The following is a 14,838-nucleotide window of genomic DNA, read 5'->3' as shown; positions in this document are numbered from 1 at the left end:
AACTTTGGTAAGACAGGAGTGACTTGATGAGCGACTTTAGCAAAGAGACAGATGCACGCATTAATATTGATATCCTTCTTTGTCAAGCAGGATGGAACCCAGCTGATAAATCTCAGGTAATGACTGAGGTTTCGGCTTCAATGGCAGATGGTAGGAGAGGAAAAGCTGATTATCTCCTGCTTGACCAAAGAGGTCGTCCCTTGGCTGTGATTGAAGCTAAGAAGCGTGCTATTGAACCTTATGTTGCTAAAAACCAAGCGCTTCCTTACGCCCAGCAACTTCAAGCACCATTTATTTTTCTCAGTAACGGCGAACTGATTTATTTCTGGGACTATCAAAACGATGATGCCCGGATTGTTAATTCTTTTTTCTCACGGCGAGATTTAGAGCGATTGGTTGAAATGCGCTCAACCCGTCAACCTCTGGCCACAATCGAAATTCCTGAGTATTACACTCGACAAGGAGAAATTCGCTTAGTCCGTCCCTATCAAAGGGAAACTATGCAAGCAATTGACCATGCGGTTGAATTGGGGAAGCGGCGATTTTTATTGGAACTGCCAACTGGGACAGGTAAAACTGATTTAATTTGCCTGCAATTAAAGCGCTTGATTCAATCGGGATATGCAGAAAAAATCCTGTTTTTAGTGGATAGGGAGCAATTAGCTAAACAGGCACTAGAAGCAATTCAAGATGTTTTAAATCAGTATGGTAGCTACTGGCTCAAGCCGAGTGTAATTCGTCAGGAGCAGCAAATTACAGTTTGCTTACTCCAAACAATGATTAGCCGTTATCGGGAGTTGACTAGCGGCTATTTTGATGTTGTTGTGGCTGATGAATGTCATCGTTCGATTTATGGTATTTGGCAGACGGCACTTACTCACTTTGATGCGTTCCATATTGGTTTAACTGCTACGCCAGCAGCTTACATAGAACGTAATACTTTCGATTTCTACAAATGCCGGAATGAGCAGCCAGATTTTACTTACTCTATTCAAACAGCATTTGAACAAAAGTATCTTGTTCCCTATCAGTTTGCCACTGGCATCACTGAAATTATTGCTGAAGGGGCTGAAGTTGATGAGGTTTATTATGACCCAGCAGCCTTTGAACGCAAGTGGACTAATGAGGCGAGTAACCGCCTCATGATGCAGGAATTTGACAGATTGGCTTGGGAGAATTATCAAGAATTAGCACCAGGACAAAAGATTGGGCCTGGTAAATCAATTGTATTTGCTTTGACAAAAAATCATGCGGCACGGTTAACCAGATATCTAAACGAATTACATCCAGAATGTAAGGGGCGCTACGCTGAAGTAATTACAAGCGATGTTTCTAATGCCGATGATTTAATTCGCCAGTTCAAATATGAGGATTACCCACAAGTTGCAGTCAGTGTTGATATGCTCAATACGGGCTTTGATTGCCGGGAAGTCTTGCATTTAGTCATGTGTCGTACAGTACGGAGTCCGATTCTTTATCAGCAGATTCGTGGACGGGGGACAAGGACTGCGCCACATATTGATAAACGGAAATTTGTTATTTATGATTTTTTCAGAAATCACGAATATTTTAACGATAGCGATACTGATATTTATGCCGAAACTGGTCGAGGTCATGTATCAACTAGAAGTAACCAGCAACAATCCCGTCCTCGGTCAGAATTAATTGAATTAGGGCTGAGGGATAGATGGCAGCAATATCTCAATTATGTAGAAGTAGGGACAGAAGGGGAGCGGGTTGATAAGCGTGATTATCTCACTAATTGGGAGCAAACTATTCAATCTGCTGTCAGTAATGATCCAATACTCCAGAAAATCCGAGATGGAGATTTGTTGACGGAAACCGAAGAAACGGAACTCGTGCGACGTTTAAATACGCCCCGATACTACTTTAATGAAGAAAACCTGCGGCGAGCTTACCGAAATTATAATGGTAGCCTGATTGATTTTATTCGGGCAGCATTGGGAAGATTAAAGATTAAAAGCCACGAAGAACTACTAGAAGAAAACTTTAGAGCTTGGTTAGTTTCTCACTCTTTCGCACCAGCCCAAGCTCAGTATCTTTCTTTGTTGAAAAATCGGGGTATTGCCAAAGGTCAGCTAACCATAGATGATTTATTCTTGCCACCCCTCTCAGTTCTCAATGCTGCTGGTTTAGGTATAGAACTGTTTGGTGAGCAGGGATTGCGGGATATTTTTGATGAACTAAACCGCTCTGTGTTCGCGGTGGATGCTACAGGTACAGAGGGTTAAGAGAATAATATGGATTCAGAAATTCGTCGCAAACTCAAGCATATTACTGATACTTTATGGGCTGGTGGAGTAACCAATCCTGTCACCTACATTGAGCAGATTTCTTACCTGATATACCTGAAGCTGTTGGATGAAGAGGAAGCAAATCGGGAGTTGCGCGATCGCCTCATGGGTAATAATGGTAATGCTAAATTACTATTTCCCCAGCAAGCAGAACGTTATCGCTGGTCAAAATGGCGTTTTAAGAGTGGTACTGAACTGCGGGACTTTCTGCGGGATGAAGTTTTCCCCTATATGGCAAATTCTTTGCTCAAAGATGAGCCAAAAGTGGCAGAGTATTTCCGGGACGCGGTTTTAGAAATTAATGACCCGAATGTTCTCAAGTTAGTAGTTGATGAACTCGATACCTTGGATTTCCTCAAAATGGGTCAGGATGTCAAAGGTGATATTTTTGAGTATCTGTTAACCCATTTAGGTCAATCTGCACTTAATGGTCAATTCCGTACTCCCCGACAGATAAGGGCCTTTATGGTGGAGATGGTTGACCCTGATTTGGGGGATACTATCTGTGATTTGGCTTGTGGTACAGCAGGATTTTTGATTGATAGTATTGAGTATATTTTGGCTAAGTACAGTGAAAATCCTATAGAAGTACCGATTTACGGTGAAGATTGGCTGGAAAAACGGGGACTGACTTTGGCACAAGCAAAACAACAAATCCCCAATCTCCAGACTTATCGCAAAGGAAATGGCGATAGATTACCTGACTGGAAACTTTTGGAAGAGTCGATTTATGGCTTTGATGTCTCCCGTCAGATGATGCGAATTTCGATGATGAACTTGGTGCTGCATGGAATTCGCAACGCCAAGCTGAAGGTAGCAAATGTGTTGTCAGATATGGGGGGACTGACAGAAGATGATTTGCGCCGTCGCTATAAGGTGATGTTTGATAATCCCCCTTTTGCGGGAACGTTACCCAAAGATTCTATTCGTGGGGATTTACCGACAAACTCCAAAAAAAGTGAATTGCTGTTTTTGGCTGCAATCATGAAATCTTTGGTAGCGGGTGGAATGTGTGCGGTAGTTGTCCCAGAAGGGTTACTGTTTGGTTCTACAGGCGCTCATGTGGATTTGCGTAAAAAACTGGTGACAGAATTTGATTTATTGGCGGTGGTTTCGCTACCTGCGGGGGTGTTTAAGCCATATACGGGGGTGAAGACTGCGGTGCTGGTAATTCGCAATCCTTTGGAGTCTGCGGTGCGTCAGGTGAATCAAGTTTGGTTCTATGAAGTTAAAAATGATGGCTACGATCCTGATAAGATTTCCGGCGGAGGTAGACCAGAAACGCCAGAACTAAATGATATTCCTAATTTATTAAAGCAGTGGAAGATTTATCGGGAGTCGGGTTTTAGGCAACCTCCAGGTTTTGAGAAGGGAGAGTTGCTAAAGCCGGGAAGTGATGAACCTCGATGCTGGTGGGCATCTTTGGTGACTATTGCCGAAAATGATTACAATTTAGCGGCTGGGCGTTATAAGCCACAGGTAACTGAGGCTATTTCTGATGATGATCCGGTTGAGTTGATTCGAGAAGTTTTGGAAATTGAGCGAGAAATTGCCTCTGGGTTAGAAAAGCTGCTTCGTGATGTGGAGGCAGTTTGATGAATTGGACAGTAGCATCCCTTAGTGATTTTCTTTCATTAGAATATGGCGCATCTCTCAGAGAACCAAATCGGGACGCTTCTGGTCAGATTCCAGTGGCTGGTTCAAATGGAATTGTTGGATATCATTCAAAAGCTCTCATCAAAGGCCCAGGAATTGTTGTAGGGCGTAAGGGTTCAGCAGGTAAAGTAACTTGGTTTGATACAGATTTTTGGCCGATTGATACAACCTTCTACATTCGCCTTAAAATTGCTGCTAATGTCCGCTGGGTATTTTATTTACTGCAATCATTAAAACTAGAACAGTTTTCGATCACAACTGGTGTTCCTGGTATCAATCGAAATGATGTGTATCGTCTCCAGGTTTTTATCCCACCTCCTTCTGAACAACGCCGCATAGTCGAGATTCTAGATCAAGCTGATGCACTGCGAAGAATCCGGGCTGAGGCTGATGGAAAAGGTGATCGCATTTTACCTGCGCTATTCATCAAAATGTTTGGCGATCCCATAACCAATCCAATGGGTTGGGATGTTGTATTAGTAGAAAAGCTATTTTCAAGAGAACGCTCAGGGACTAAATGTGGCCCCTTCGGAAGCGCACTTAAAAAACATGAATATGTTGATAATGGTATAGCAGTTTGGGGAATTGACAATATAAAGCCGAACCAGTTTGTGGAATCAGGTTCATTATTTATAACTCCAACGAAATATGAAGAACTTAAAAGTTATTCAGTAGAACATGGAGATATTATAATTTCCCGTGCCGGAACTGTTGGACGTATGTGTGTAGCCCGACCACAACAGTCACATTCTATTATTAGTACAAATCTAATTCGTCTTACTTTAGATAAAGAACGTATTTTTCCTGAATATTTTACATCTCTTCTCTCATACTTTCCAGCATCAGTTAATCAATTGCGTACAAGTGGTGATGATGGAGCTTATTCATTCATGAACACTACCATTTTAAAGTCATTAAAAATTCCATTGCCACCATTCGATCTTCAAAATGAATATACCCTTCGTATGGCAGAAATAAGAAGATTAAATGCAAAGCAAATTGAATCTCAAGCTAAATTAAATAATCTTTTTCAATGCCTACTCTATCGTGCTTTTTCTGGAGAACTCACAGCCAAATGGCGAGAAGCCCACATGAAAGAACTACTTGCAGAAATGAAAGAACAAGCAAAAGCCCTCAATTTGAAGGATAACAAAGATTCTCAGCAGCTTTCCCTCTTGTGACAATACTGGCTCAGTAATATTTATATGTCTAAAAAAATTCTCTTAGTAACAGTTGGGAAATCTCCCGCACCTATTGTTAAAGCAATTAAGCATATACAACCGGATCAGGTTTTATTTTTATGTAGCGAAAACTTCCAATCCCAAATCATAGGCGAAGGGCTTCCTTGTGAAATTATTCAAGGAAATAGTGTTAAAAGATACCCGAATATTCCTAAGCTAGTGGAATTAGGCGATCGCTTTCAGCCAGAGCGTGATCTAAAGATTATTCAAAACCCGGATGACTTAACTGAATGCTATGAAGTGGCAGTAGCAAGCATTATTAGGTTAAAACAGTTACAACCAGATACTAACCTTTACGCAGACTACACAGGTGGAACTAAAACGATGTCTTTAGGTTTAGCTTTAGCATCACTAGAGCATGGCGTTTCTCTGCAAGTCAATAGCCCTGTGTCTCTCAAGACAGTTACTCATGCCCGTCTAGAACTGGTTGCTAATTCTTTTACCACAAAATTACCAAAAAGAAAATTATTAACATCCAACGCCTTAACTGCTCTACGAGTCGGTAACTTCAAGGCTTTCGCCGATCAACAATACATCCCGCTTCGTCCCCTCACCTTGATTTTTGGAGCTAACAGTTCAGGAAAATCGAGCATTATTCACAGCCTTTTATTAGCACATCACGCTATTAAAAACGGAGAATTGGACATCTACCGCACCGAAGCAGGTGGTGAATCTGTTGATTTGGGAGGTTTTGGGCAATATGTTCATAAACGCGATCGCCGTAGTCAGGTAGAGTGGTCAGTAGATATTGACCCTAAACAGCTAAATACAGTAGATCAGGGTTTAGTTGACTTGTTACAACCAATCAAAAAGCTGACTGTGGGTGTTGGGATTGGTACTCATTTAGGAAAAGGAAGGGTAAGAGTACGGTCTTTCTTTATTGAAGCAGATGAAAGACGAGTTTTAAGTATGAGTTCTCGTCCTAAAGGAAAGCTTCAGTTAGATCGCCTCGATTACCAACACCCAATTCTCAGCAATTTGATTCAAGCAATCTTAGAAGCGAGTACATTTACCCTGAAAGTAAATCCAGAGGATCGGGAGGAAATTGAGCAAGCGATCGATGAGCTTGTTCCAGAAATTACAGCACGAGTTTCTCGCTTACTACCAACAAAAATTCAAGTTGGAGATGAAGGGGACATATCAATTCCCAAACTTAATCCCAAGCCAGGACAACAAGAGGATTTAGCTAACACAGTGCGTCTGATTCTCCCTTACAGACTCAGCGAATTGATCGGAGCAATTACCGAAACTGTAGAACGAGATATTGGAAAACTCAGATATTTAGGGCCATTTCGTACCTATCCACCTCGACATTTTGCGTTTTCTCGGCAGCAAGATGCTAACTGGTATGCTGGCGGTGGTTATGCTTGGGACATCCTTCTCAATAACGCGGAAGTTCGCCAAAAGGTGAATACTTGGCTGGGAGATAGCGACAGGATGAAATCCCCTTATGAGCTAGTGGTGCGTAGTCTTTTACCAGATTCACAACTTGCAACTGAACTTTACCCCCGCATTGCCAAAAGTTTACACGATTTAACCACTAAGCTGATTTTTCATGCTGCTGGATTTGGGAGTGATATCCAAGAAGAGATTGAACGGCTAAAAGGTGATTTTGAAGCTGCGGGTATTGACCTCAATTCTGATAGCGTTCTACCCGAAGTTGAACAACTGGTTTCCATGCTCACTGATAGTGATAGCTTATCGGAAACTTGGGTACAAGAAATAACTTTAGGAGGCGATCGCATTTCAGATTTAGTCTTGATTGACAAGAGAACTAAAACACCACTTAGTCACCGGGACGTAGGCATTGGCATTAGTCAAGTTATTCCGATTCTAGTATCTTGTTATGGTCTATCGGATGCGTTGGTTGCCATTGAACAGCCTGAAATTCATCTACATCCTAGACTCCAGGCTGAACTAGGTTCTGTATTTGCAGAAAGTATTAAACCTCCATATAACAACAGATTTATCCTGGAAACCCACAGTGAGCATCTTATGCTCAGGCTACAAAAATTGATTCGTGAAGGACAGTTAAAACCAGAAGATGTTTCAGTGATTTATGTTGATTCAAACTCAGAAGGCTCACAATGCCTAGAGTTGAGGCTAGACGAGGAAGGCGACTTTATTGACGAGTGGCCAGATGGATTTTTTGAAGACGATTTTAGAGAAATATTTTCTTAATATGCTTTTTAGAACTGTTGTTTCACCCACCATATTCAATGGAATGCCTGAAGATGTTTTAGCACAAAAATCATTTTGTAATACAAACATTCAATTGCTATATGATTTGACAGAAAATTGTGTGATTTTGTTAGATACTGATAAATCTATATCAAATGCAATTATTGACGCTATAGAAAAATGGCCAGTTAAATTTAGAAAACCAGCAAAAGAATTAATAAAGGAACTGAGAAATAAAAATCGTCTTGTCGTAGCACCCAAAGAATATACAGTATGTTCACAGTGCAATATTGACTATTGTCAGCAATGTATTGGTATTGCATTAAGTTGTTCCCCAAATGCTATTTTCACAACTGAAGATTGTTGTCAATGTGTTAAAAATCAAACTTTACCAATTCGACCGATTGATACTGCCGAATACTCAATCTCAAGATTTTTTCAACATAGAAGGCAAATTTCCCCACTGACACTAAATAATAAAGAATGGAATCAAGAACAATTTGAAGATAAAATATTAATACCTTTATTCAGAGATGCTAAACATATTAAAATCTATGACCGGATGATTGGACGAGCAACAAAGGACTTCATCCCAGAACACTATAAAAATACCCTCGAATGGGTTTTTGATATTTTTCTACAAGAATCATCCTCTCGAACTGAACGAATTTTTGAGGTGTATAGTGGTTTAGATACTAGATATTTATCTCATCAGGAAATAATTGATATCAAGAATTTGCTATGCCAGTTTGAAGCTGATATGCAACGAAGATATAGCTTTCCTTTTACATTGAAACTCAAAGAAGAATCTGGACGTGGGCAAGAGATGCCTCATGCTAGATACTTGATTACAGATCAGATAGGAGTTTTAATCGAACGTGGATTTGATTTGCTGTGGACTAATCAACAGATGAGAGACAATGGGCTGAATCCCAGTAACGATGATCGTCCTATTCGGGATGTAACTATTTCTCGGATTTCAGAACCTAATAAAATCGAGACAGCAGTACGGAGATTGCCGGATTTGTAATAATTAGGATATCAATGTAATTGATAAATATCTAGGTACTATGAGCCTAAATGGTTGATTAATTCTTCCACTGCTAAATTCTTTGTATCTTCAGGGAGATAATCAAAAACTTTTTTCAAAAGTTCTGGAGACGCATTTTGAGCAAACCAGTCTTCACTAGGATTCTCTTGAATATTAAAAAAATACTTTAATCGTTTTTCTATAGCTTCTTTATCTGGTTTATCTAATTGTCCAATTCTATCTAACCAATTGGCTGATGAGTCTTTGAAGCAATTAGCATCAACAGTACAGATTTGGTGAACTAAAGCGTATGAACTTTTATCAAGACCATTTCTAATGGTAGAGTTAATTGGATATGTAGTTGGTAAACCGTTAAATGTTCCTTGTGAAGTCAGGGGAATAACGGAAAACGTTGTTATATATCCAGATTCATCTTGAAATTGATCGCTTGTCCAGATGATATAAGGATGTATCCCTCTGAAAACCCTACTTGAATTAATATTCTCAGTGCAAGTTTGACATCCTACTTCACCTGGTTCATCTAAATTATAAATATGGACATGACCCAGTTTGCAACGAAGAGATACCCTATAGGGATTTATGGAATAGATCCAACCTTGTCTAGGTCTTTGTCCAGCCACTTTACAATCCTAATTCACTGACTAATTTTTCTCTTTCTGCTTGTAAATTAAGTTTAACTTTCTCTTCTGGTCGATGGCTATTTTGTGCTTCCAGCATTGGAGCAGTGCTATATACATACTCTAGTAACTGATTCAGTTTATCTGCGCCAGCCCACTCTCTCCGAATATTATCCAGCACAAACTTAAGACTGAGGGGTATTTGCAAATCATCTACCTGAGCAGCTTCATTGATAGGTCTAATGTATATTGCATTTTCCTGAGATTCTTGAATAATCTCTTTCCCATTCATTTGATTTAAAGCCACATCTATGCCGTCGTTCCAAGGGCCAAATTGATAATAACACCAATCTAGATCCGTCAGCTGCTTTCCCGTCCACTTAACAGAGTAAAGATCAGCTAAATACAAAAATTTGATTAACTGTGTTTTTGTAATATACCCTTTTGTCGCGTAGACAAAATATTTTATGAGTTTATCTAACATAACTCTTCTCTCTGCTGATGATCATAGATACTTGTATGAACTAACACATATAGATGTATACAAGTATTTAAAAGTATTTGTATTCAAAGCTTTATAGAGAGTTTTCATAAGTTTAGATCGCTTAATTATAGTTGTTTTTATCCAACTCCTGACACTTTTTTTGTTTACAGCTAGCGAAAACTAGTTTATATGTACTAGTATATAGTATGGAATTGATATGAATACACAATTTTTGACTAAAATTTAATGTGTTGTTGTTATCTCATGGGCGTGTCGTGTTTTGCTGAATAAACTTTTGCCACTTTACCATTTCCCTGAACGGCAGAAAGCCCTTTTGACACCAATCATCCGCCCACAACGCCGGAATTTTGAATCTAGCGTCACAGTTTGGACATTCTGACAGCAAGGTTAACTTGTGGCGATCGCACCTTTACAAGAACCATCAAACACTTGTTTACCGTTTGGTGTGGTTTTCTAGTGGAGACTACCAGTAAGCATCTCATGTATTGCCGTAAGCTGATTGGTTCAGCAGGGACTAGGAAGACAAATTCATGGAGCGATCCGCTTGAGCTTGTGGAGTTTGACAGAAAAAAGGCGATCGCATCTTTAGATGAAGGTAAACCTGTGATTCCGGTGTGGTTGGATGTGATTTATCAGCAGTTGGAGGTTAAATTAGAAAAGCAATAAGTAAAATAACTAGATATAAGTCATCAAAGCAATACATATTGTAAAAATTAATGGTGTTAAGCCAGAGGTTCAAGAGAAAATTTCGTTACATAAAGTATAAAATTTAACGATTAATTTTTAAATTAACTTTTCTACTAACCTACTTATTTTTTTTGAAAACTAATGCTAGAAATTAACTTTCAACAGATTCGTCCTTATAATGGTGGCTTGACAGACGCTTTTGAAGAATTATGCTGTCAAATATTTCACCGATTATCTGATAATTCAATTCAAAATTTTCAACTACCAAAAGGAAGCCAATTTCAACGTTTTAGAGGCGCAGGAGGTGATGGTGGAGTTGAAGCAATTTGGATTTTACCTAATGGTGATAAATGGGGACTGCAAGCAAAATATTTTGATAAGCTAGAAGCTTCTCAATTTAAACAATTGAATAAATCACTACAAACGGCAGTAAGAAATCATCCTGAACTCACGCAATACATCTTTTGTATTTCATTTAACTTTACTGGGAAAACAGGTCGAGGAAAAGGAGAAATTGATGAATTTGAAACATGGAAAAAGGAACAGTTACAAGATTTAGCATCTAAAAATATTAATATTTCTATTGAATTTTGGACTGAAAGTGTATTAAGAGATTATTTAGTTACTGTAGATAAAGGAGGTGGTTTACGTCGCTATTGGTTTGACCATGAAGTGATGACAAATGATTGGCTTCAGAAACGATTAAATGATGCTAAAGTTCAAGCAGGTAAACGTTATTCTCCAAAACTTTCGGTAAATATTCCTGCTTTTGATGCTTTAGAAGCTTTTGCTCGTCAGAATGCTTGGAAAGAACAAGTAGATAAGTCTTTGCAAGAATTTAATGAAAATATTCAACAATGGCACAGTCATGTTAAAAATGTAAATGAATTACCAGGAAATAACCATCAAATAGTCGAAAATATTACAGAACAGATTATTTCACTAAACTTTATTTTAAATCAAGATATTTATCCTCAATCTTCTAATGATTTACAGAAAGTAATATTACAAGTTAGCAATTTAATAGAAAATCTAATACAAGTAGAAAAAATATTTCTTAATGAATTTATAGAAAAGCATGGTGAAAATGCAGATAATCCACAATTTCGACAATTTCATGCTGAATATCAGTGTGATTTTCCTGCCGCAAAGTTAGATACAAGTCGTGATTTACTTAAGTTTTTATATAAAATTGATAAATGGATAAATAGTCCAGAATTTATTTTACCTAGAAGCCAATTTATGTTGCTTCGTGGTTGTGCTGGAGTTGGTAAAACCCACGCTACTGTGGATCATGCCCTACATATTAATAAAACAGGACAAATATCTTTAGTCTTTTATGGTGAAGATTTTACTGGAGATGAACCTTGGAAGATTATTGTTAATAAATTGGGTTTCTCTAGCAATATAAGCAGAGATGAAATTTTGGGAATGATTGATTCCGCAGCCGAAGCAACAGAAAAACCCGCAATCATTTATATTGATGCGCTTAATGAATCACCAGAAAGACGAAGATGGAAAATATCTTGGTTAGAACCTCTACGTCAACAAATTACTAATTTTTCAAGATTAAAATTATGTGTATCATGTCGCGATACTTATTTAGATGAAGTATTTAACAATACAAATGAGTGGGTTGAGTTTGAACATAACGGGTTTCTTGGACGTGAGTTTGATGCAATTAAGCAATTTTTTCAATTTTATGAGTTAGAAATACCAGCTACGCCATTATTACAATCAGAGTTTGCCAATCCTTTATTTTTACATTTAGTTTGTCAAGCTATACAAGGAATTGAATCCAAAACAATCCCCCTTGGTACTATTGGATTTACTGATGTTTTACGTTTATTACTTGAGGAAAAAAATAAACAAATATCAGAAGTTTGTCGTTATGATAACAGAGATGACAATGTTACTGAAGCTGTTAATGCTTTAGCTAAAAAAATGGCTGAAGAAAAAACTAGACTACTTTCAAGAGAAACAGCACAGAAAATTGTTAATGAGATATTTTCTGTTGAAGATAGCGAACGTTCACTATTTATTCAATTAGAAAAAGAAGGCTTAATTGCTCTTATTGAACAAAGAACTAGACCTCTTGCACCCAGACAATGGTTTTGTCGCTTTACATTCGAGCGTGTAGCAGACTTTTTGATGGTTTTATTTCTATTAAAAGAAATTGAAGCTAATCAACTTAATACTACCAATCCTAATACAATACAATCAGTTGATGAAATAAGCAATAATTTTATCAATAATTTCGACAATAAAACTTTAAATGAAAATCAAGGTTTGCTAGAAGCACTTTCGATTATTTTACCTGAAAAATTTAACGTTGAACTAATTGATATTATTAATGATAATATCAATATAGATCGTTATAAAATTTTGACAATTATTGCTTCTGGATTTCAATGGCGTGCTATTGAAAATTTTTCTGAAAGAACTGAAGAGTTAGTTTATGGAGGTTTATCTAATTCTAATTGTTGTCCAAAAATCTTAGATTCTCTTTTTGAAATTGCTGTAATTCCAAATCATCCACTTAATGCTGAGTTTATTAATAATTTACTAGAACAACAGGATTTGACAACTAGAGATCCATTTTGGTGTGCTTCACTTTATGAAGATTTTGAAAAGCAAAAAGGAGCTTGGCGTTTAATTGAATGGTCACTGAAAGCAGATTTATCTTCATTTAATCAAGAAACTAGTAGTTTATGGGCATTGTTTTTAAGTTGGTGTTGTGCCGCTTCAGATAGACGAGTTCGAGATAGAGCAACTAAAGGTTTAACCAGGCTTTTTATTAGTCATCCTAATATTATTAAAATTACTCTAATTCGATTTTTTGATATTGATGATGATTATGTCCTAGAAAGAGTTAGTTTAGCTGCGTATAGTTCTATATTGATTGTAGATGATAACGATTTAGTTAAGGATGTTGCCAACACAATTTATGCTGAAATTTTTGATATAGGTAATATTCCTGAAAATGCACTTATTCGTGATTGGCTAAGATTAATTATTGAATTAGCTCATAGTCGTAATCTATTAAATAATACTATTGATATCAATAAATTTAGACCTCCTTACAACAGTAAACCTATTCAAATTCCTTCGGAAGAAGAAATTGCTCATTTAATAAAGCAAGATGCTTTTAAGGGAAACATGAATCTGGGCGAATTCCCTGGTGGATTTGGTGGAACTGATTTTGCCAAGTATGTTTTAGAATCTCGTTTTCTTAATCGTTACAATCTTGAATCTATCGGAAATGATTATAAATCAATCTATAATTGGTTTATAAAAACTGTTTCTGAATTAGGTTATCCAGGTTTAAATGAAAAGTGCTACAAGTATGATCGCTATCTTTTAGGGAAATATGGTGGAGGAAGAGGGAGACAAACTTGGGCTGAAAGACTTGGAAAAAAATATTATTGGATTTTATTACATCGTTTAGCAGGAATTTTGGCAGATCACTTTCCGAGAAAAATAGATTCATGGTACAGAGAGCCTGTTCTTCCCAGATTACAGGGTATAGACTTACGGGATATAGATCCAACTGATTTAAGAGCTTTTTATCCTCAAATAGAAATCAACACTGAATGGTATGAACCTATTAATTATAATTTCGATATTACAGAAAATTTAAGTCATGATAAATGGGCAGAATTAAAAGATTTTCCAAATTTAACAGAAATAGTAGAATTTACTGATAAACAAGGTGAAAAATGGTTTCATCTATCACTTTATTCTTCATTAGAAAAAGTTATTTCTAATGAAAATAATGCAAAATATCCCCATAGAAATTTAAGGACTTTAATCAACACTGCTTTTATACCTTATTCTGATATCAATCAGATTAAAAAAGAACTATCTAATAATAAATTTATTGATGATTTAAGGATTCCGCATGACTACAAATTATTAATATTAGAGTACCCGAATACTATCACCTGTCACCAACGTTTTGAAACGAGAGAAATAGATTTAGAATGTGAAATTCCAGGTACAGAAAAGGCAGAAATCACAATAATTCAAATTTTGAAGGGGAATGAGTGGGAATATGATTTTAGTCAAGATGAACATTCTGAAAATATAAATGTTCCTGCACCAAATTTAGTTAATTTTGGTAACTTAAAATGGGATGGTCAATCTAGTTGGTTAGATGAATCTAAAACTATTCAAGTTACTGAAATATCTACAGGAATTGGTTCTGGTGTTTTGATTAAAGGTGATTATCTGAAAGACTTTCTTCAGGCTTCCTCGTTGGCTTTAATTTTTGTTGGATTTCAAGAAAAATTCGTAATTAATAAGCAATTTTCGGGAGCTTCTAGTATTCATGAGCTTAGAACTGTATACATTTTTGATGGTCAAAACATTATTAATCCTTACAAAATCCATAAAACTATAACGTAAGAATCTGAACTCTTGTTCCACAACTGGAATTAGATTAGCGATCGCTTCCCATATCCTAAATTGCTTCTGATGTTCCACCATCTGCTCAAACGGCAAAAAACACCGTTGACACCAACCATCCACCCACAACGCTGGAACCTTAAATCTTGCCCCACAATTAGGACATTCTGACAGCAAG

Annotated in this window: 9 protein-coding genes; 7 read left to right on the top strand and 2 right to left on the bottom strand. The window is 37.2% G+C overall.

Translation table 11 applies throughout. The features are described 5' to 3' along the window. Positions 1 to 26 precede the first annotated feature (26 nt). The 5 genes from V7K36_RS27395 to V7K36_RS27375 are packed head-to-tail and all read left to right on the top strand — an operon-like array spanning position 27 to position 8,423. The gene (locus V7K36_RS27395; protein ID WP_335120829.1) at positions 27 to 2,252 is read left to right on the top strand and encodes a DEAD/DEAH box helicase family protein; all 2,226 of its coding nucleotides are present in this window, start codon (positions 27 to 29) and stop codon (positions 2,250 to 2,252) included. 9 nt (positions 2,253 to 2,261) lie between these two features. Beyond that, on the top strand, positions 2,262 to 3,911 hold the full coding sequence (locus V7K36_RS27390; protein WP_335120828.1) for a type I restriction-modification system subunit M: 1,650 nt from the start codon (positions 2,262 to 2,264) through the stop codon (positions 3,909 to 3,911). Continuing rightward, entirely contained in the window at positions 3,911 to 5,152 is a 1,242-nt protein-coding gene (locus V7K36_RS27385) for a restriction endonuclease subunit S (protein ID WP_335120827.1), read from the top strand. Before V7K36_RS27390 ends, V7K36_RS27385 begins: the two co-directional genes overlap by 1 nt. Positions 5,153 to 5,176: 24 nt before the next feature. Next, positions 5,177 to 7,393 (top strand): DUF3696 domain-containing protein, encoded by a 2,217-nt coding sequence (locus V7K36_RS27380; RefSeq protein WP_335120826.1) that lies wholly within the window; start codon positions 5,177 to 5,179, stop codon positions 7,391 to 7,393. Then, the gene (locus V7K36_RS27375; protein ID WP_335120825.1) at positions 7,353 to 8,423 is read left to right on the top strand and encodes a hypothetical protein; all 1,071 of its coding nucleotides are present in this window, start codon (positions 7,353 to 7,355) and stop codon (positions 8,421 to 8,423) included. The genes V7K36_RS27380 and V7K36_RS27375 overlap by 41 nt, the downstream gene beginning before the upstream one ends. Before the next feature lie 38 nt (positions 8,424 to 8,461). On the opposite strand, the gene V7K36_RS27370 is transcribed toward V7K36_RS27375, so the two are convergent. Next, positions 8,462 to 9,064 (bottom strand): type II toxin-antitoxin system PemK/MazF family toxin, encoded by a 603-nt coding sequence (locus V7K36_RS27370; protein ID WP_335120824.1) that lies wholly within the window; start codon positions 9,062 to 9,064, stop codon positions 8,462 to 8,464. Position 9,065: 1 nt separating this feature from the next. Then, positions 9,066 to 9,545, bottom strand: coding sequence for a type II toxin-antitoxin system antitoxin SocA domain-containing protein (locus V7K36_RS27365; protein ID WP_335120823.1), 480 nt, complete (start codon positions 9,543 to 9,545; stop codon positions 9,066 to 9,068). Positions 9,546 to 9,932: 387 nt separating this feature from the next. Here V7K36_RS27365 and V7K36_RS27360 point away from each other — a divergent pair, with 387 nt between their 5' ends. Together V7K36_RS27360 and V7K36_RS27355 are read left to right on the top strand one after the other, a co-directional pair. Further along, a complete protein-coding gene (locus tag V7K36_RS27360) occupies positions 9,933 to 10,232 on the top strand; it encodes a hypothetical protein (RefSeq protein WP_335120822.1) in 300 nt (99 codons plus the stop codon). Between the two features lie 162 nt (positions 10,233 to 10,394). After that, the gene (locus V7K36_RS27355; protein ID WP_335120821.1) at positions 10,395 to 14,660 is read left to right on the top strand and encodes a hypothetical protein; all 4,266 of its coding nucleotides are present in this window, start codon (positions 10,395 to 10,397) and stop codon (positions 14,658 to 14,660) included. The last annotated feature ends 178 nt before the right edge of the window (positions 14,661 to 14,838 follow it).

It is taken from the genome of Nostoc sp. (assembly GCF_036919555.1).
Lineage (GTDB): Bacteria > Cyanobacteriota > Cyanobacteriia > Cyanobacteriales > Nostocaceae > Nostoc.
This window is presented reverse-complemented; position numbering and strand designations above follow the sequence as displayed.

Bases quoted from the DNA above. Each gene is read 5' to 3' on its own strand.
- V7K36_RS27395 (WP_335120829.1), top strand. From the start codon at position 27: ATGAGCGACTTTAGCAAAGAGACAGATGCACGCATTAATATTGATATC.
- V7K36_RS27390 (WP_335120828.1), top strand. From the start codon at position 2,262: ATGGATTCAGAAATTCGTCGCAAACTCAAGCATATTACTGATACTTTA.
- V7K36_RS27385 (WP_335120827.1), top strand. From the start codon at position 3,911: ATGAATTGGACAGTAGCATCCCTTAGTGATTTTCTTTCATTAGAATAT.
- V7K36_RS27380 (WP_335120826.1), top strand. From the start codon at position 5,177: ATGTCTAAAAAAATTCTCTTAGTAACAGTTGGGAAATCTCCCGCACCT.
- V7K36_RS27375 (WP_335120825.1), top strand. From the start codon at position 7,353: ATGGATTTTTTGAAGACGATTTTAGAGAAATATTTTCTTAATATGCTT.
- V7K36_RS27365 (WP_335120823.1), bottom strand. From the start codon at position 9,545: ATGTTAGATAAACTCATAAAATATTTTGTCTACGCGACAAAAGGGTAT.
- V7K36_RS27355 (WP_335120821.1), top strand. From the start codon at position 10,395: ATGCTAGAAATTAACTTTCAACAGATTCGTCCTTATAATGGTGGCTTG.